The organism is Nocardia sp. NBC_00881, from assembly GCF_045207455.1.
Lineage (GTDB): Bacteria > Actinomycetota > Actinomycetes > Mycobacteriales > Mycobacteriaceae > Nocardia.
This window is the reverse complement of sequence record NZ_CP108798.1, coordinates 4,707,193-4,726,322: the sequence shown is the minus strand read 5'-3', so window position 1 is coordinate 4,726,322 and position 19,130 is coordinate 4,707,193. Positions and strand designations below refer to the sequence as shown.

Genomic DNA, 19,130 nt, shown 5'->3' with positions numbered 1-19,130 from the left:
AAGGGCTACTCGGCGGCGCTTTCCGGGCGTACCGGAGGACCCTGGAGCGCCGCGACCGCGGCGACGAACCGGTCCAGTTCGTCGAAACTGACGAAACAGTGCGGAGAGGCGCGGACCACCGATGCCAGGCCCCGGCTCGTCATGTCGAGCAGGGTCGAACGGGCGTGGCTGACCGTGACCGTGATGTCCTGCGTCAGCAGCTGGTCGCGCACCTGGGTGGGTTCGATGCCGTCGACGGTGAACGACACGATGCCGCTGTGCCGGATGCCGATGTCGTGCACCGTCACGCCGGGGATCTCCGGCAGTGCCTTGCGCAGGTGCTCGGCGCGTGCCGCGATCGCGGCGTACACGTTGTCCGGCCCCAGGTCGAGCAGATATCGCACCGCGGCGCCCAAACCGAGCCGCCCTGCGACGTCGCACTCCCAGAATTCGAAACGGCTGGCATCCGGCGCCAGACGGTAGTCGTCCGGGCCGGTCCACTCCGCGCCGTGCAGGTCGAGCCGCTCAGGCTCCATGGACTGTGCCAACTCCGGCCGCAGGTACAGGAATCCGGTTCCGCGGGGGCCGCGCAGCCACTTGCGACCGGTGACAGACAGCGCGTCGACGCCGAGCTCGGCCACATCCAGTGGCAGCTGCCCAGCGGACTGGCAGGCGTCCAGCAGCACGAGTGCGCCGACCGAGTGCGCGATTCTCGTAGCCTCGGCGGCCGGGTTCACCAGTCCGCCGTTGGTCGGCACGTGCAGTACCGACACCAGTTTGACCCGTTCGTCGACCAGCGCGGCAAGCGCGTCGAGGTCGATCTGCCCGCTGCCGTCACTCGGAATCTTCTGCACCGTCGCACCGGTGGCGCGGGCGCGCTGTAGGGCGGCGATGGCATTGCTCGCGTAATCGGCCTCGGAGACCAGGATGCGATCGCCGGCCGCCAGCGGAACCGAGTAGAAGAAATCCGCCCAGGAGCGGGTGGCGCTGTCGCTGAGCGCGATGCTCGTCGGCGCGGCGTTGATCAGCGTGCCGATCGAGGTCTTCACCGCGGCGAGATCATCGAGCCTCTCGTTAGCGGCGCGGTAGCCACCGATCTCCGCCTCACGCAGCAGGTGACCGATGACGGTATCGGTGACGACCTGCGGCGGCAGCGAGGATCCGGCGCTGTCGAGAAACACCGGACCGAGGTCGGATCCGGACGCGCATCCGGGAGTGTCGGCTCGTACACGATCGTCATCCAGCATGCCGCCGACCCTATCCGGTGTGAAGTTCGGCTTCTCGTCGATTTCATGTCAGTTGCCGTGGCTACCCTGGATGGATCGCCGCGCTCGGAATCCGGCATCGGAGTGGAATAGGACCGAGCGGTATGGGGATAACCGAATAGCAGCGGACTCGAATCCCCTGCAACTCGGAACGCGCAGTGGAGGTTGGCATGGCGGTCACGCTCGATACACCTGAGTCGGCTCATTGTGCGCCAGAGCAGGGAGAACTGTCTTCTCGCGCGGCGGCGGAGGCCTACGTCGGCGGCGTCTGCTTCAAGCTCGGACCACCGAGTCTGATCGGTGCCGAACTCGAGTGGCTCACCGTGCAGGGTGAGTGTTCGGCGTCAGGCCCCGCGTCCGCCCCGCGTCCGCCGCTGGCCGCCCTGGCGGATGCCCTGGGACCGTACGCACCGCGGTCCATCGCCCCCGATTCTCCGGCGCTCGCACTACCGGGGGGCAGCCGGGTCAGCCTGGAACCCGGTGGTCAAATAGAACTCTCCAGCGCTCCTTACGCTGATGCCGCGCGGCTGTGCGACCGACTGCGCGACGATGCCCGCCTGTTGCGGAAACTTCTCGAAACCCGGTCCATCCGTACCGTTTCCCTTGCCGCCGACGCGGACCGCCGGCCCAAACGAATCCTGCGGCTGCCGCGCTACCGCGCCATGGAGCATGCCTTCGGTGGCGTCGGCCCGTTCGGCAAGTTGATGATGTGCAATACCGCCGCCGCACAGGTCAGCGTCGACGCGGGCGCCGACCACGCGGAGGTGACCGCGCGGTGGACCGCACTGTATGCCGTCGGTCCGGCTTTGCTGGCCGCCTTCGCCTGCTCGCCTGACCTGCGCGGGGCCCCGGCCGGCGCCTGGGCTTCGCAGCGCATGCGAGCATGGCTGCGGCTGGACAACGTGCGCACCCGCCCGCCCGTGATGGACTGGACCGATCCGGTGGCCGGGTACAGCAAATGGGCGCTGGACGTCCCGCTGCTGTGCGTGCGAAGTCCTGGCGCAGAGGGGGACGGTCGCAATACCGGGTGGTCTGCTCCGCCAGGCGCGACGTTCGGCGACTGGCTGTCGGGCGCTCTGGACGACGAGGTGGGGCGCCGCCCCGACGTCAGCGACCTGGACTACCACCTGACCACGATGTTCCCGCCGGTGCGCGCATCTGGGCATCTGGAGGTCCGCTACGTCGACGCCCAGCCGGGCGACACCTGGACTACGCCGGTCCAGGTGATCGAAGCGCTCATGTCGAGCCCGCCCGTGGTCGCCGAGGCGACATCGGTCGCCGCGCCGCTCGCGGGCCACTGGCTCGACGCCGCCCGCTATGGCCTGGCCGACCAGGACATCCGGTCCGCCGCGGTCGACCTGATGCGGCTCGCCGCGGCCCACGCGGCCACCGCGGCGGGCGCCACGGAGATCGAATCCGCCGCCGAACGATGTCGCAGCGGCCGCACCCCGACCGACGACCGCACCAGGAACGGCGCAGGGCCGGACCGACCGGGGGCCGGCACGTGACAGCATGCCTGTCGCGCATCGACGACCGCGGGCCGGTCGACTTGGCCGGCAAGGGCCGAATCGTCGCGCCCCGCGCACTCGTTCGCGACCGTGACGACGCCGATCAGAACCGATCTCGGAGACATTTCTCGTGACAACTCGGAGACATTTCTCGTGACCACTCGGAGACATTTCTCGTGACCACTCGGAGACATTTCTCGTGACAACTCGGAGACATTTCTCGTGACCACTCAGTACCCCGCACCGACTGACAGTTCCGGGTCCGAACAGCTACGGGACCGGATCGCCGACGTGCTCAGTCGCGCGCGACAACGCACCCTTACTCTCACCGGCTGTATCGACGAGGCCGAGCTGGTGGCCCAGCATTCGCGCCTGATGAGCCCGCTGGTCTGGGATCTCGCGCACATCGGCAACCAGGAAGAACTGTGGCTCGTCCGCGACGTCGGCAGCCGCGAACCCGTGCGCGCCGACCTCGACGAACTCTACGACGCCTTCAAACACGCCCGCGCGAACCGTCCCCAGCTGCCCCTGCTCGATCCCACCCAGGCCCGCGACTACGTCGCCGTGGTACGTGAGAAGGTATGGGATGTGCTGAAGTGCAGCGAGTTGCAGGGCGGACCGCTGGTCGACGGCGGTTTCGCGTTCGGAATGATCGCCCAGCACGAGCAGCAGCACGACGAGACCATGCTGGCCACCCACCAGCTGCGCACCGGTGCCGCCGTGCTCTCCGGAGCGGCCGTGCCGACCGCATCGGCTCCGGCCGCCGGTGAAATCGTCATTCCCGCAGGAGAATTCACCATGGGTACCTCGACCGACGCGTGGGCGCTCGACAATGAGCGCCCCGCCCACCGGGTGTCGGTGCCCGGCTTCGCGATCGATGCAGCGCCCGTGACCAACGAGCAGTATCTGGCCTTTGTAGACGACGGTGGCTACGACCGTCCCGAATTGTGGTCCGTGCGTGGCTGGGCGCACCGCAGGGAAGCGGGTCTGGTCGCGCCACAGTTCTGGGAACGCGACCCGGCCGGGCATTGGTGGCGCAGGGTCTTCGGGGTGATGGCCCCGCTGCGCCCGCACCAGCCGGTGGTGCATGTGTGCTGGTTCGAGGCCGAGGCGTACGCGAACTGGGCGGGCAAGCGACTACCCACGGAAGCCGAATGGGAAAAGGCGGCCAGGTTCGACCCGGCGACGGGCGCGTCCCGTCGATTCCCCTGGGGAGATACCGAGCCCGAGGTCTGCACCGCTAATCTCGGTCAACGCCATCTGGAACCCGCTGAGGTCGGCGCCTATCCGGCGGGTGCGTCCCCGGCAGGAGTGCACCAGTTGATCGGCGACGTCTGGGAGTGGACCGCTTCGAGCTTCGAGCCCTACCCGGGTTTCCGCGCCTTCCCGTACAAGGAGTACTCCGAGGTCTTCTTCGGCGGTGATTATCGCGTCCTGCGCGGCGGTTCTTTCGGCACCGACCCGGTCGCCTGTCGCGGCACTTTCCGCAACTGGGACCACCCGATCCGCCGCCAGATCTTCGCCGGTTTCCGCTTGGCGCGGGATCTGCGACCGGGGGAAGGCGAGTGAGCGACGCCCGTCCGAGTGGAGCGCGGAACTGGGGACTGTGCGCCGTGGCAATCCGTCCGGAGACGAGGACGGTTGCCGGTGTGTAGACATCTGGGCTACATCGGCCCGCCGGTCCGGGTCGGCGACATGCTGACCCTCGGATCGCATTCCTTACGCAACCAGGCATGGGCTCCCCGAGACATGCGCCGCGGCGGCACCATCAACGCCGACGGTTTCGGTGTCGCGTGGTGGCGCGAGACCGAGGACGACTCGGTCACCGTCAGCCGCTACCGCAATGCCGCGCCGATCTGGACAGATCCGGCCGTGGACGAGGTGCTGCCACAACTGGAATCCTGGGCGGTACTCGGTGCGGTGCGTTCGGCGACCGTCGGGATGCCGGTGGAGCGGTCCGCGTGCGCACCGCTCACCCTCGGGCGCTGGGCATTCAGCCACAACGGTGTGGTGCCGGACTGGCGCGGCACGCTGACCGCGGTGGCGGCCGAGTTCGCGCACACCGCCGTCGAACTCGGCGCGGAGGCACTGTTCGCCCCGAACCGGCTGCTGGAGGCAGAAGCCGCCACCGACACCGCCACGCTCTGGGTGATCCTGTGCGATCTGCTGGCGACCGGATCGCCGGACGGTGCGTGGTCGGCCGCCCCGGCGGCACTGAAGCTGCTCGTCGGGGCGGTGCTCGACCGAGTACCGGACGCGCGTCTGAATTTCCTGCTGTCCGACGGTGCGCAACTGTGGGCGACCACCTGCGACCACTCGTTGTCGGCACTGGTCACCGACACTTTCGCGATTCTGTCCTCTGAACCGTTCGACGACGACCCCCGATGGCAGTCGGTCCCGGACCGCAGCCTGGTCACCGCCAGGCCCGGCGCGCTATCCGTCGACGCTCTCCTCTGACACCGAAAGGCCCGTGCCATGACCGCACCGACGCTGGATATCCATCTATCCGACGACGACCTGACCGCGGCGTTGCGCTCGGACGCCCGACTGGGCCTCACCGCGAATCCGAAGTGGCTGCCGCCCAAATGGTTCTACGACGCCAGGGGTAGTGAGCTGTTCGAGCGGATCACCGAACTGCCCGAGTACTACCCGACACGCACCGAGCGCACGCTGCTGGAGCGAGTGGTCGGCGAGATCGCGCGTGCTGCGCAGGCCGAGGTGCTGGTCGAGCTCGGCGCCGGTTCGGCGGCCAAGACCAGGCTGCTGCTCACCGCGCTGACCACCCATGCCCCACTGAAAACCTATGTCCCGCAGGATGTTTCGGCGGCAGCACTGCGCGCGGCGGCGGATGCCGTCGCGGCCGAGTTCCCCGGGTTGGCCGTGCACGGTGTGGTCAGCGATTTCACCGATACCCTGCACAACCTGCCCCGCGGAGGTCGCAGGATGATCGCTTTCCTCGGCGGCACCATCGGCAATCTGGTCCCCGATGAGCGGGCCGAATTCCTGACGAGCATCCGCGACGTGCTCGAGCCGGGCGAGCAGTTGCTGCTCGGTGCGGGCCTGGTCATCGACCCCGCAGTGCTCGTCCCCGCCTACGACGACGCGGCGGGAATCACCGCCGAGTTCAACCGCAACGTGCTGCATGTGCTGAACTCCCGGCTCGACGCAGACTTCGCCCCGGAGAAGTTTCGGCACATCGCGATCTGGGACTCGGTGCACGAGTGGATCGAGATGCGCCTCGAGGCCACCGAGGATATGACGGTCACGGTCCGTGCCCTCGACCTCACCGCGCGGTTTGCCCGCGGCGAGCAGATGCGCACCGAGATCTCGGCGAAGTTCCTGGTCGAGGGCCTGAGCGCCGAACTGACGATTGCCGGTTTCGGCACCGAACACGTGTGGACCGACCCGGACGATCGCTTCGCGCTGGTGCTCGCCAGACGGTGCTGACGGGGCATATTCTCCACCTGGTCCGGGCTGACGTCGCGCGTTACCACGACGGCGAGCCGCCGCCGACCACCGCCGCCAGCCATTCGATCAGCGGCCGCGTCGTCTCCCACGCGGTGCGGATCTCCTCGGCGGCGCGCGGCGTGTCCAGCCAGGCCGGTGCGCCGAATTCCTTGCCGCACGTGAGGGATTTGTGCCGCAGCAGGTCGATGCGCGGATGGTCGGCGCCGTAGCCCTTCGGTGTGGTCTTCAGCTTCTCGCCGCCGACGGTGAAGCCCGCCTTGGTGAGTTTCGCGAGAATCGCCGCGAGCTCGGGCCCCCGGACATCGTCGTCGATGGTTGCCCGCAACAGCGTGAGCTGGGCGGGGGAGCCCTGGTAGAAACCGCCGCCGACGTACAGCCCGGCGGCGCCGATCTGGACGTACCAGCCGACGTTCTGCGCGGCGCCGACCACCGCGCCTTGGGCGGTCTTGTAGGGCGACTTGTCCTTGGAAAATCTGACGTCGCGGTACGGGCGGAAGATTTTCCCTGCCCCGAAACCCGACTCCAGCTCGGCGATCAGCGCGGTCATCGGCTCCTTCACCGCTCGCGCGTAGGTGTCCTTGTGCGCGATCCAGAATGCCTTCGAGTTGTCGGCCTCGAGGTCCTCGTAGAAGTCCAGGCTCGCCAGTGGAAAGCCCGCGAATCCGGTCATGACCGGCCCCCCGCCGCGCTGATGACGGGCAGTGGGAATCCACTGAGTCGACGCATACCGAGAATCTACGTTGTCAAGTCTCCGGAGAACACCACGAAGCCGACGATGAAGCCGATCACCGTGCCGATGGCCGCCGCGATGGCCGCCCATTTGCCGAGCGATTCGCCCTTGTTGTGCCCGACCACGCCGAGGACGATCCCGGCAGGCCCGAACAGGATCGGGCAGAACAGCACCGCGATCGCCGCGCAGGCGAATCCGATGATCGAGTACACCTGGCTGCCTGGCTGCCGCAGTGGCTCGCCGTACGGCTGATACTCCTGCTGAGGATAGGACGGATAGCCGCCGTACTGCGGATTTTGCGGTCCGGCGGTCGGCGGATAGTTGTATACGCCGCCCTCGGGGTACTGCGGTTGACCGCTGGGCGGGTACTGCTGCTGGGCCTCCGAAGGGGGCTGTCCGCCCGAAGGGTACTGCGGCCCACCGCCAGACCCGTACTGCGCGTGATCGTCGGGTGTGAATGGCCGAGTCGATTCGCCGGGCGGCATCTGCGGTGCCGAGCCGCCCGACGCGGCGGCGCCCCACGGCTGACCGGGTGCGGCGGGTTCCGCGCCCCACGACTGCTGACCGCCGGGGCTGTCGGCTCCCCATGCTCGAGGTTCGGCCGGCTGCCCGCTCGGCTCCGCGCCCCACTGCCCACCCAGCGGTCCCGCTGGTGGAGTGTCGGTGGGTTGCCACCATTGCTCGACTGGCTGGCCCGATGCGGAACCGGGTGCTTGCTCAGCGGGTGGCGGCGCGTCGGATTCGTCGCCGGGAGCGGCCGCCGCGTCCTCGGAGGTAGGCGGCGTGGACTCCTCGCCGGGTGCGTCCCGGGCGTTCTTCGACAGCGATGATGACGCGGCCTCCTGCCCCGGCGCGTTGTTCTTGGGTTCCGGATCCTTCGGCGTGCTCATCGCACCCTCCTCGTATCGTCCCGGTCACGCCACCTATGCGTACCACGGCAAACTCTTCGCCATCGCCGATTGCGGCAGCGTGGCGCGCGTCGGGTCTCAGAGATCCTCGTCGTTTACGATCTCGATAGCGGCCACCTCGGCGGGTCGGTCGTCCTGCTCGGCGGCTTCGGCGCGTTGCCCGCGCCGCGTCCACTCTTGATCGAGCTCGTCTCCGATGCCGAGCCTGCCGTCGTCGTCGTTCTCGCGATAGGGGATGAGCAGGTCATCGGGCGGATCCTCGACGTTGCGCTCGTACGCGCGGATCTCGTCCTCTTGGTCGTCGTCCCCCATGTCGGTATCCAACGGGTCACGGTCCATACCGTCAGTATCCCCACCGATCGCAGGGACTAACGGGTGCAGGACGCAAAGAACCTCAACACTTCCAACGCAATAACTGATCTGGTGCGGACATGGGTAACTCACCGGGTACGCCCAGAACCTGCGCGGTATCCAACGCAGGACCTGAACGCAAACCCCGTCTTACCCGACCGGTACGGCCTGAATACTCGGAGAGGCGGTCAAGCGTTGCCGTTGAAAAGGCCGGTAACCGAGCCGTTCTCGAAGACCTCACGGATGGTGCGGGCCAGCAGGGGCGCGATGGAGAGCACGGTCAGCTGCGGGAACTTCTTCTCCTCGCTGATCGGCAGGGTGTTGGTCACCACGACCTCTTTGGCGCCGCAGGAGGTGAGGCGCTCGGCGGCGGGCGGGCTCAGCACGCCGTGGGTCGCGGCGATCACCACGTCACCGGCGCCTGCCTCCTTCAACACGTTGACCGCGCCTGCGATGGTGCCACCGGTGTCGATCATGTCGTCGATCAAAATACAGGTGCGTCCCTCGACTTCACCCACCACGCGGTTGGACTTCACCTGGTTCGGCACCAGCGGGTCGCGCGTCTTGTGGATGAATGCCAGCGGTGAGCCACCCAGCGAGTCGGCCCACTTCTCGGCGACGCGCACGCGTCCCGAGTCGGGTGACACGACGGTGATGTGCTCCAGGCTGTAATTGCTGCGAACGTACTCCGCCAGCTGCAGCTGAGCGTGCATGTGATCCACCGGGCCGTCGAAGAAGCCCTGGATCTGATCGGTGTGCAGGTCGACGGTGATGATCCGGTCCGCGCCCGCGGTCTTCAGCAGGTCGGCGACCAGGCGGGCCGAGATCGGTTCGCGGCCGCGGTGCTTCTTGTCCTGGCGGGCGTACGGGTAGAAGGGCAGCACCGCGGTGATCCGCTTGGCCGAGCCGCGCTTGAGCGCGTCGATCATGATGAGCTGCTCCATCAGCCACTGGTTCAGCGGCGCGGGGAAGCTCTGCAGGAGGAAGGCGTCGGATCCGCGCACCGACTCCTCGAACCGGACAAAGATCTCGCCATTGGCGAAGTCGCGGGCGGTCTGCGGCGTGACGTGCACGTCGAGTTCCTTGGCGACCTGCTCGGCCAGCTCAGGATGGGCGCGTCCCGAGAAGAGCATGAGGTTCTTCTGGTTGTCGATCCATGACGCGGTCACTGCTGTTTGCCATCCTTTTGCTCGATTGCCTGACCCGACATCTCCTTGGCAGCGATGGCTTCCGCCGCCGCGAGCGCCGCGTCCGTCCCTGGACGGTGTTGCTGCACCCAGCCCTCGATGTTCTTCTGCGGTCCACCGGACACCGCGAGAGCCCCGGGCGGAACACTTCTGCGCAGTACAGTACCCGCCGCCGTATACGCGCCGTCACCCACCGTCACAGGCGCGACGAACATGGTGTCGCTGCCGGTGCGCACGTGCGAGCCAACTGTTGTGTGGTGTTTGGCAACACCGTCGTAATTGACGAAAACGCTGGAAGCGCCGATGTTGCTGTGCTCACCGATGGTGGCATCGCCGACGTAGGTCAGATGCGGCACCTTGGAATGCGCGCCGATCGAGGCGTTCTTTGTCTCCACGAAGGCGCCCAGCTTGCCCGAATCGCCGACCATGGTGCCGGGACGCAGATAGCTGAACGGGCCGATGCTGGCGTGCGGCCCGACGGTCGCGCCCTCACCGTGGGTGCGGACCACTGTGGCGCCGTTGCCCACGATGACGTCGGTGAGTGTGCTGTCCGGGCCGACCTCGGCGTCCTCGCCGATCACGGTGGTGCCGAGCAGCTGCACGCCGGGGCGCAGCACCGCGTCCCTCCCGATCCGCACGCTGGCATCCACCCAGGTGGAGGCCGGGTCCATGATGGTGACGCCGGCGCGCATGTGCCGTTCCAGGATGTAGCGGTTGAGCCTGCTCGCCGCCGAGGCCAGCTGCACCCGGTCGTTGACGCCGGTGACCTTGGCCGCGTCGAGCAGACGGGCCCCGTGCACGGGGTGGCCTGCCTCATGTGCCAGTCGCAGCACGTCGGTCAGATACAGCTCGTGCTGGGCGTTGGCGGTGGAGAGCCTGCTGATCATGGTCCGCAGGATCGCGGCGTCGAACGCGTAGACGCCGGAATTCACCTCGGGGATCGCGGCCTGCTTCGGAGAGGCGTCGGCATGCTCGACGATCTCGACCAGCTGTCCGTTCGCGTTGCGCACAATGCGGCCGTACCCGTTCGGGTCGTCGGGCACGAAGGTCAGCACGGTGACCGCCGAGCGTTCGGCGTAGCTACGGTGCTCGTCGAGCAGAGCCGCGAGCGTGTGCCCGTCCAGCAGCGGCACGTCGGCGGAGGTGACCAGGACGTCGCCGGTGAAACCGACGGGCAGCGCGGCCAGCGCGCACTGCACCGCGTGCCCCGTGCCGAGCTGCTCCTCCTGAATGGCAGTCGTGATACCCCGGCCCAGGTCGTCGGCTATCGCGGACACCGCCGCACCGACCTGTTCACGGTCGTGCCCCACCACGGTGATGAGGTAACCGGGGTCGATCTCGTTCGCCGCATGCAACGCGTGCGCGAGCATGCTCCGACCGGCCAGCGAATGCAGCACCTTGGGGGTCTTCGACCGCATTCGTGTCCCGGCACCGGCTGCGAGAACGACGACGGCGGTCTGCTGTGGCATGGATCTCCCTCGGCTGCCTGTCCTCGTGCGGGGCTATCGTCGTGCATGGTCAGCGATGTGCGAGCCAACGCAAGTCATCGTGCTCTCGAGCTCCGCCGCCAGGACTCGAACCTGAACTATCTGAACCAAAATCAGAGGTGCTGCCATTACACCACGGCGGATTGCCACATCGGCGGTTCGGGAAACCCCCGCCGCTGTGCCACGGCACGGGAAAGATCCTCGCATACTCGCCCGCTTCCCCGCGAATGCTCCCCCGCTCCCCCGCCTCTCCGGGTCTTCGGGCCGTACCAGTCGGGTGGCGCGAGATTTGCGTTCAGGTCCTGCGTTGGGTGCTGCTGGTGTTCTGGGCGTACCCGGCGAGTTACCCATGTGCTCCCCCGCCTCTCCGGGTCTTCAGGCCGTACCAGTCGGTGGCGTGAGATTTGCGTTCAGGTCCTGCGTTGGGTGCTGCTGGTGTTCTGGGCGTACCCGGCGAGTTACCCATGTACGTGCGAGATCCGGTGTTGCGTCGGGAAATCTGGCACACCTTCGGGGTGGTGATCTCCGATCTCATTGTTCGGATCTCATCGTTCGGGCCAGACGTGTAGAGCTGTCCCTGGCGGTCACCGGGATCCGCAGTGGGCTCGGGATCCCGCCACGTTGCCAAGCAGGTGGCAGGGGCTGTGGAGCAGTTGTTGCCGGACGGTAATGTCGTGTGTGCGGGAGGGCGGCCAGGTACACCGCAAGCTTCCCGAACGCGACGGCTGATTTCGCACGAACATGGGCAACTCGCCGGGGACACCCAACACCCAGCCGGGCACGTGACCGTGGGTCCGGCGCGAAACCGTCGAGGCACGCACGACCGGCGAAAAACTCGGAGAGGCGGAACAGTGTGTCCCGACCGCGGATGACGGGTACCCAGCGGCGCCAGCAGTTGATCGAGATCGGCCGCGCGCTGTTCGCCGAGCGCGGATACGACGCGACCTCGATCGAGGAGATCGCGCAGCGTGCCCAGGTCTCGAAGCCTGTGGTGTACGAACACTTCGGCGGCAAAGAGGGGCTGTACGCGGTCGTCGTCGATCGCGAGATGTCGATGCTGCTCGACATGATCACGTCCTCGCTGACACAGAATCGTTCCCGAATTCGGCTGGAACAGGTCGCGCTCGCGCTGCTGACCTATATCGAAGAACGGACCGATGGGTTTCGAATTCTGGTGCGCGATCAACCCGCCGCCGCTGCCGAAGGCCGGTATTCCAGCCTCCTCAACGAGGCGACCAACCAGGTGGCGCACATACTGGCGGGCGATTTCGAACGCCGCGGCTTCGACACCAGCCTGTCCACGCTGTATGCGCAGGCACTGGTCGGTCAGGTCGCCACCGCCGCCACCTGGTGGCTCGACGAGCGCACACCGTCGAAAGAGGTTGTCGCGGCACATCTGGTGAACCTCTGCTGGAACGGACTCAGCCATCTGGAAGCCCATCCGCGACTCAGCTCGGAATGGCGCGCGGCACCGGGGAGCGACTCGGATGTTAACCAGCAAATTGCTCGGTAGGTCTGATTGAATGCTCGAATTCGCTGCCGGGCGGGCGCCTGATGGTACGGTTCACCCATCCTCTGGGTGCTGTTCGAGCGGTAAGTCGGTCTACTTCGGGATGTCGGTCTACTTCAGGATGGCTGGTTTTGGGATGACAGGCGGATCTGATGGCTAGGCAAGCGCGCGCGGAGATCACCCGCGATTCCGTCCTTGCTGGCGCTGCCGATGTCTTTCTGCGCTTGGGATATGCGAATGCGAGCCTGAGCGAGATCATCGCGCAGTCCAACGTAACCAAGGGCGCCTTGTACTTTCACTTCGGCTCGAAGGAAGAGCTGGCGCGCGCCGTGGTCGACCAGGGCAACGAGCGACTGATCAGCTCGTGTCAGGGATTCTTCGATCCCAGAGTGCCCGCACTGGAAGCGTGCATCGGCATCACCTACGTCGTCGCGGACCTATCGATGAACGACCCGATGGTCGGCGCCATGCTGAAGCTGACCCACCAGATCGGCGACTATCGCGGCGCGCAGGGCGACAACATCGCCAAAACGTGGGGCGACACCTACCGGCTGCTCTCCGAGCGGGCCATCGCCCAGGGCGATCTGGAGTCCCACCTCGACCCTGAGGTCATCGGCCTACTGCTGCAAGAGGTGACCGCGGGCGTCCACATCACCGCAGTCGGCACCGAGACCATCGACCAGATGGCGATCAGGATGGAACGCGCCTGGTTCTTCCTGCTGCCGTCGCTCGTCCCCGCGGAGAAGCTGTCGTACTTCCGCGAGTTCGCCGCCCGCAGGCTCCGCCGCTACGTGCCGTAATTTCGGCCGCGCGGGCGCGGCGGGTTCGCGGCCCCCTTGTGGCTCGCGTCCGAGCGACCGCCGCTGGCGACTTCGTCGCGGACGCGTCGGCCGCTCGGACGCGAGCCGGGCCGCGAACGGGGAATGCTCGGTCTCGCTGCGCTCGGAACCGGAGGTCTGGCCGCTGTGGTTGCGGTAGAAGGCGAGTGTTGTGTTGTGGCCTCGTCTGCGGGGTTGCGGGGTGGCGGCCTGCTTGTGGTTCGTGTCCGGGCGACGCTGCTGGTGAGTTCGTCGCGGGCGTGTCGGCCCGCTCGGACGCGAGCCGAGCCGCGAACCCGCCGCGCCCGCGCGGCCGAAAACACAGCCCGCGAACACGCAGCGCCGCGGGCGCTGCAAAAATAACACCGCCGCTCGAAACGCCCGCCTGCGCTCAGGAGTTGTCGATGTTCACCCACCGCCCGCCGTTGGCGGGACTGGCCGCCGTGGCCGGTGCCGATACCTCGCTACGGACTGTCGCGGAGCTGATCGGCACTGCGTCGGTCGAGCTGGTCGCGCCGTCCGCGGTGCGGCCGTTCGTGGCGGCGACCGTCGCGGCCGAGCAGCCGTTGGTGGTGGTCACCGCGACCGGGCGCGAGGCCGATGATCTGACCGTCGAGCTCGAGGAGATGCTGGGCGCCGCCGTCGCGCAGTTCCCGTCCTGGGAGACGCTGCCGCACGAGCGACTCTCGCCCGGTGCCGACACGGTGGGGCGCAGGCTCGAGGTGCTGCGCAGGATCGCGCACCCCGACGATTCGACGTTCCCGGAGCCGTTGCGCGTGGTGGTGACCACAGTGCGGTCGCTCATGCAGCCGATGGCGGGCGGGCTCGGCGATATCGAGCCTATCGTGCTGCGCGTCGGTGTCGAACTCGACTTCGACGAATTGCTCACGCGCCTGGTCGAATTCGCCTATACCCGAGTCGACATGGTAGGCAAGCGTGGCGAGTTCGCGGTGCGCGGCGGCATCCTGGACGTTTTCCCGCCGATCGCCGATCATCCGGTGCGCGTGGAGTTCTGGGGCGACGAGATCACCGAGCTGCGGCCGTTCGCCGTCGCCGACCAGCGCTCGCTGCCGGACGTCGCGGTGGATGTCGTCGTCGCGCCGCCGTGCCGTGAACTGCTGCTCACCGCCGCCGTGCGGGAGCGCGCCGCCGAGGTCGCCGTCGCCAACGCGGCGGACGCGGCGCTGGTCGAGATGCTGGACAAGCTGGCGCAGGGCATCCCGGTCGACGGCATGGAGGCGCTGCTCCCGGTACTGCAACCCGGGCAACTGCGCCTGCTCACCGAGGTGCTGCCCGAGGAAACCCACGTGCTGCTCTGCGATCCGGAGAAAATTCGCACCCGCGCGGCCGATCTGGTGCGCACCGGAGAGGAGTTCCTGGAGGCATCCTGGACGGCGGCCTCGTTCGGCGGCGCCGCCCCGCTCGGCGGGCACGGGCTCGACCTCGCGGCCTCGGCCTACCGTCCGCTGCCCGAGATCCACGCCAGCGCCGACCGGCAGGGCCTGCCCTGGTGGACGCTGAGCCCTCTCACCTCTGGCGACCCGGCCGAGGTCGTCCTCCCGGTACTGGCGGGTCCCGCTGCGCGCGGTTCCGACGAGCTGGTGGCGACCATCTTCGCCTCGCTGCGCGCGCACGTGTCCACCGGTGGCAGGGCGGTCGTGGTCGTCGCGGGACAGGGGACGGCGCAACGCATTCTGGAACGGCTCGCCGATGCCGACGTGCCCGCGGCGGCGCTGGAATCGGGCGCCGAGCCGAGCACCGGCGTCGTCGGCGTGCTGTGCGGCTCGCTGCACGACGGTCTGGTGTTCGACGACGCCGGGCTGGTGGTCGTCGCCGAATCCGACCTCACCGGCAACCGGGTCACCGCGCCTGCCGAGGGCAAGCGGATGCCCGCCAAGCGGCGCAACCAGGTCGATCCGCTGGCGCTCAACGCGGGCGACATGGTGGTGCACGACCAGCACGGCATCGGCAAGTTCGTCGAGATGATCGAGCGCACCGTCGGCGGGGCGCGGCGCGAATACCTGGTTATCGAATACGCGCCGAGTAAGCGCGGTCAGCCCGGCGACCGCTTGTTCGTGCCGATGGAGTCGCTCGATCAGCTCTCCCGCTACGTCGGCGGTGAGATGCCGAGCCTGTCCAAGCTCGGCGGCTCGGACTGGGCCAATACGAAACGCAAGGCGCGCAAGGCCGTTCGCGAGATCGCGGGCGAGCTCGTGCAGCTGTACGCCGCCCGCCAGGCCGCGCCGGGACACGCGTTCGGGCGGGACACGCCATGGCAGCAAGAGATGGAGGACGCGTTCGCGTTCACCGAGACCGTCGATCAGATGACGGCCATCGCCGAGGTGAAGGCGGACATGGAGAAGCCGGTCCCGATGGACCGAGTGGTGTGCGGCGACGTCGGCTACGGCAAGACCGAGATAGCCGTGCGCGCCGCGTTCAAGGCGGTGCAGGACGGCAAGCAGGTCGTCGTGCTCGTGCCGACCACGTTGCTCGCGCAACAGCACCTGCAGACCTTCACCGAACGCGTCTCCGGCTTCCCGATCACCGTGCGGGGGCTGTCGCGCTTCACCGATCCGCCCGACGCCCGCGCCGTGCTGGAGGGCATGGCCGACGGCAGCGTCGACATCGTGGTCGGCACGCATCGGCTGCTGCAGACGGGCGTGCGCTGGAAGGACCTCGGCTTGGTGGTGGTCGACGAGGAGCAGCGGTTCGGCGTCGAGCACAAGGAACACATCAAGGCGCTGCGCACCCACGTCGACGTGCTCACCATGTCCGCGACGCCGATTCCACGCACCCTGGAAATGAGCCTGGCCGGCATCCGCGAGATGTCCACGATCCTCACACCGCCCGAGGAGCGCCACCCGGTGCTCACCTACGTCGGCGGGTACAACGACAAGCAGGTCACCGCCGCCATCCGGCGCGAGCTGCTGCGCGACGGTCAGGTGTTCTACGTGCACAACCGGGTGTCGTCGATCGACAAGGCGGCCAAGCGGATTCGCGATCTCGTGCCGGAGGCGCGGGTCGTGGTCGCGCACGGGCAGATGAACGAGGACGTGCTGGAGTCCACCGTCCAGGGGTTCTGGCAGCGCGAGTTCGACGTGCTGGTCTGTACCACGATCATCGAGACCGGATTGGACATCTCCAACGCCAACACACTGCTCGTGGAACGCGCCGACGCCCTCGGCCTCTCGCAGCTGCATCAGCTGCGCGGCCGGGTGGGGCGCAGTAGAGAGCGCGGCTACGCCTATTTCCTATACCCGCCGGAGAAGCCGCTCACCGAGACGGCCTACGACCGCCTGGCCACCATTTCGCAGAACTCGGACCTGGGTGCGGGCATGGCCGTGGCGATGAAGGATCTCGAGATCCGCGGTGCGGGCAACGTGCTCGGCGCCGAACAGTCCGGCCATGTCGCGGGCGTCGGGTTCGATCTGTACGTCCGCCTGGTCGGCGAGGCGGTCGAGGCCTATCGCGCCGCCGCCGACGGCAAGCCGATCACCACCGAGGAGATCAAAGAGGTGCGCATCGACTTGCCCGTCGACGCGCACATCCCGCCTGATTACGTCGCCAGCGACCGCCTCCGCCTGGAGGCGTACCGGAAACTTGCCGCCGCCCAGGATGATTCGGCGCTCGCGCTGGTCGTCGAGGAACTTGTCGACCGGTATGGTCCGCTGCCGGTAGAGGTCGGCCGCCTTGTTTCGGTCGCCAAGCTGCGGCTGCTCGCCCGTGCGTACGGGGTCACCGAAATCGCTGTCACGGGAACGACATTGAAGATCTCACCGCTTCATCTGCCGGATTCCAAACAGCTGCGCCTCAAGCGGATCTACCCGAGCGCGGGATACCGTGCCGCCTCCGGCGTGGTGCAACTTCCGCTGCCGCGTGTGGAGGACAGCGTCGGTGCCGAGCGGGTCCGCGACGTGGTGTTGCTCCAGTTCGTGGCCGACCTGCTGCTCGCCCTGGACGGGAAGGCCCAGGGGGCAGTCGATCTCACTGTCGCCACCGAGATGTCGGTCCGATGAGTTCGACTCGCGACGAATCCATATTGCGTGCCGCACGGCACGCCGCCTCCGGCCGTGCGCTGTCCAGCGGTGATCGGCAGGCGCCGAGCGACACGGCGGTTGTCGCGGCCGGTCTCGCCGGAGCTGTCGAGGTCATGGATCGTCTGTGGAATTTCGGTGGTTGGGAGGTCACCCAGACGCACGACTCCTTGCGCCCCTACCTGCTCGAGGAAACCTACGAACTCCTCGACGCCATCCAGCACGAGGATGCCGAGACCATCAAGGAAGAACTCGGTGACTTGCTGCTCCAGGTCCTCTTCCATTCCCGAATCGCCCAAGCCGCAGGCGAATTCACTGTCGACGACGTAGCCGCCGCCCTGGTTGCCAAACTCGTCAACCGCAGCCCCCACCTGCGTGACGCCGATTTCGCCCCCGACGCCACCATCGAGGAGAAGATCGCCGCCCAGGAACGCGCTTGGGAAGAACGCAAATCCGCTGAGAAGTCCCGCGCCTCTTGCCTGGACGGCATTGCCATGGCCCAACCTGCCTTGGCTCTGGCTGAGAAGATCGTCTCCCGCAGCACCAAAGCAGGCCTCCCGCCGGACCTTGTCCCGGAAGGGCTGCGCGTCGTTCACCTGGGTGGCCCGGACAGTGCGGAAGAGCGTCTTCGCAAAGAGACTCTGGCCTTCGCCGCCCGTATCCGCGCGGCGGAGGATGCCGCGGAAAAGACTCGCGGCCAACGCCTTCCGCTTGCACCTGAGGATTGGCGAAGGTGCTGGCCTGCGTGATCGCCCAGGTGATGATCCTTCGGATTGAATTATCGCGGCCCTGTCTCGGTCGCGGTGCGCGGAAATTCAACGCATCCACAATCGCAAGGAAAGCCACCGCCCACAGCACCGCGAATGGCTGAAACAATTGCCCGCCCCGGGAGCTTACTCTGGCCGTAAGGCTCGTCTGTTCGGAATCGGCGCGGCTACATCCGGAGATCAGGGACGGAAGGAAAGCCCATGCGTTCTATCGCGATTTTCGAACACCGGGGGAGAAGACGATTCCTTATGGTGCTGTCGGGTGTGTTGTCGGCAGCGTTGTCGACCGTGACCGCGGTGACGATCCGAGCTCACACCGCAACCGACGACGCACAGTTCTCCCAAAGCAGCACGGGGTTCGATCCGGCGCTGCTGGTCCGCATCGCGCAGGCCGAAGCGTACGCAAGGACCCGTCCCGGGTTTGCGGGAATCGTGGTCCGCGACCGTACGACCGGTGCGGTATGGCGCAGCGCGGACGCGGGCGCGCTCATCTGGGCTTGTTCCACGCCGAAGCTGGCCATGGTGGTGGATTTGCTGCTACGCAACGACTCCGGCGCGATCACGCTGACCGCGGAGGACCGCGAGCTGATGCGCACGATGCTGAACTCCAGCGACAACGAGGCGGCCACGACGATGTGGTACCGCTATGGCGGTGAGGCGGAGTACCCGACGCGATTTCCTTCCTACGGCATGACCGACATGAAATTCACCGACCAACACAAGCATTATTGGGGCTGGATCCTGACCACAGCGAACGATCTCGACCGTCTGATCAACTACGTGCTGGAGAAGCTGCCTGCGCAGCATCGGGACTACATCGTCGGTGAGATGCGTTCGGTCGATGTCAACCAGCAATGGGGGGTCTGGGGTGCTGGCGCGAAGGCGCGGCCGGGGAACAAGAACGGCTGGTCCGACGACAACGCCGACGGTTCCTGGCTGATGAATTCAGTGGGCTTTGTCGGTCCGGACGAGCGGTACACGTTGGCAATCATGGACAACACTCGGGTGATCGAGGGCGGTGACAAGGTCGGCATGGAGACCACAACCAAGATCAGTGAAATCCTGTTCAACGGCTACTTCGGCTGACCGCGAGCGCGACCCCGCGCAGCACACGTGCG

Annotated in this window: 15 protein-coding genes and 1 tRNA gene; 9 read left to right on the top strand and 7 right to left on the bottom strand. The window is 67.3% G+C overall.

Annotated features, from left to right (window positions below; genetic code table 11):
* Positions 1-5: 5 nt before the first annotated feature.
* On the bottom strand, positions 6-1,226 hold the full coding sequence (locus OH799_RS19865) for an aminotransferase class V-fold PLP-dependent enzyme (protein WP_406266183.1): 1,221 nt from the start codon (positions 1,224-1,226) through the stop codon (positions 6-8).
* A gap of 188 nt (positions 1,227-1,414) precedes the next feature.
* Here OH799_RS19865 and egtA point away from each other — a divergent pair, with 188 nt between their 5' ends.
* The 4 genes from egtA (at position 1,415) to egtD (ending at position 6,199) form a co-directional block, all read left to right on the top strand.
* A complete protein-coding gene (gene egtA, locus OH799_RS19860; protein WP_406266180.1) occupies positions 1,415-2,752 on the top strand; it encodes an ergothioneine biosynthesis glutamate--cysteine ligase EgtA in 1,338 nt (445 codons plus the stop codon).
* A 222-nt stretch (positions 2,753-2,974) separates the two neighbouring features.
* Positions 2,975-4,321, top strand: coding sequence for an ergothioneine biosynthesis protein EgtB (gene egtB / locus OH799_RS19855; protein WP_406266177.1), 1,347 nt, complete (start codon positions 2,975-2,977; stop codon positions 4,319-4,321).
* Positions 4,322-4,399: 78 nt separating this feature from the next.
* Positions 4,400-5,209, top strand: coding sequence for an ergothioneine biosynthesis protein EgtC (gene egtC / locus OH799_RS19850; RefSeq protein ID WP_406266174.1), 810 nt, complete (start codon positions 4,400-4,402; stop codon positions 5,207-5,209).
* 18 nt (positions 5,210-5,227) lie between these two features.
* Entirely contained in the window at positions 5,228-6,199 is a 972-nt protein-coding gene (gene egtD / locus OH799_RS19845) for an L-histidine N(alpha)-methyltransferase (RefSeq protein ID WP_406266171.1), read from the top strand.
* A gap of 40 nt (positions 6,200-6,239) precedes the next feature.
* Here egtD and OH799_RS19840 read toward each other — a convergent pair whose 3' ends face one another.
* From OH799_RS19840 to OH799_RS19815, 6 genes are all read right to left on the bottom strand, one after another.
* Positions 6,240-6,890 carry a DUF2461 domain-containing protein gene (locus OH799_RS19840; protein ID WP_406266167.1) on the bottom strand — a complete coding sequence of 217 codons (651 nt, stop codon included), beginning with the start codon at positions 6,888-6,890 and terminating at the stop codon, positions 6,240-6,242.
* A 65-nt stretch (positions 6,891-6,955) separates the two neighbouring features.
* The gene (locus OH799_RS19835; protein ID WP_406266164.1) at positions 6,956-7,840 is read right to left on the bottom strand and encodes a hypothetical protein; all 885 of its coding nucleotides are present in this window, start codon (positions 7,838-7,840) and stop codon (positions 6,956-6,958) included.
* 96 nt (positions 7,841-7,936) lie between these two features.
* Positions 7,937-8,197, bottom strand: coding sequence for a hypothetical protein (locus OH799_RS19830; RefSeq protein ID WP_406266161.1), 261 nt, complete (start codon positions 8,195-8,197; stop codon positions 7,937-7,939).
* A 200-nt stretch (positions 8,198-8,397) separates the two neighbouring features.
* On the bottom strand, positions 8,398-9,378 hold the full coding sequence (locus OH799_RS19825) for a ribose-phosphate diphosphokinase (protein ID WP_406266158.1): 981 nt from the start codon (positions 9,376-9,378) through the stop codon (positions 8,398-8,400).
* Positions 9,375-10,865: a bifunctional UDP-N-acetylglucosamine diphosphorylase/glucosamine-1-phosphate N-acetyltransferase GlmU gene (gene glmU / locus OH799_RS19820; protein ID WP_406266155.1), complete on the bottom strand. Its 1,491-nt coding sequence runs from the start codon at positions 10,863-10,865 to the stop codon at positions 9,375-9,377. The genes OH799_RS19825 and glmU overlap by 4 nt, the downstream gene beginning before the upstream one ends.
* Before the next feature lie 90 nt (positions 10,866-10,955).
* Positions 10,956-11,026: transfer RNA gene (locus OH799_RS19815), tRNA-Gln, on the bottom strand.
* A 725-nt stretch (positions 11,027-11,751) separates the two neighbouring features.
* On the opposite strand from OH799_RS19815, the gene OH799_RS19810 reads away from it, so the two are divergent.
* From OH799_RS19810 to OH799_RS19790, 5 genes are all read left to right on the top strand, one after another.
* Positions 11,752-12,396 (top strand): TetR/AcrR family transcriptional regulator, encoded by a 645-nt coding sequence (locus OH799_RS19810; RefSeq protein ID WP_406266152.1) that lies wholly within the window; start codon positions 11,752-11,754, stop codon positions 12,394-12,396.
* Positions 12,397-12,545: 149 nt separating this feature from the next.
* Positions 12,546-13,193: a TetR/AcrR family transcriptional regulator gene (locus OH799_RS19805; RefSeq protein ID WP_357272759.1), complete on the top strand. Its 648-nt coding sequence runs from the start codon at positions 12,546-12,548 to the stop codon at positions 13,191-13,193.
* Positions 13,194-13,615: 422 nt separating this feature from the next.
* On the top strand, positions 13,616-17,227 hold the full coding sequence (mfd, locus tag OH799_RS19800) for a transcription-repair coupling factor (RefSeq protein ID WP_406266149.1): 3,612 nt from the start codon (positions 13,616-13,618) through the stop codon (positions 17,225-17,227).
* Between the two features lie 59 nt (positions 17,228-17,286).
* Positions 17,287-17,994, top strand: coding sequence for a MazG family protein (locus OH799_RS19795; RefSeq protein ID WP_406282292.1), 708 nt, complete (start codon positions 17,287-17,289; stop codon positions 17,992-17,994).
* Positions 17,995-18,213: 219 nt separating this feature from the next.
* The gene (locus OH799_RS19790) at positions 18,214-19,098 is read left to right on the top strand and encodes a serine hydrolase (RefSeq protein ID WP_406266146.1); all 885 of its coding nucleotides are present in this window, start codon (positions 18,214-18,216) and stop codon (positions 19,096-19,098) included.
* The last annotated feature ends 32 nt before the right edge of the window (positions 19,099-19,130 follow it).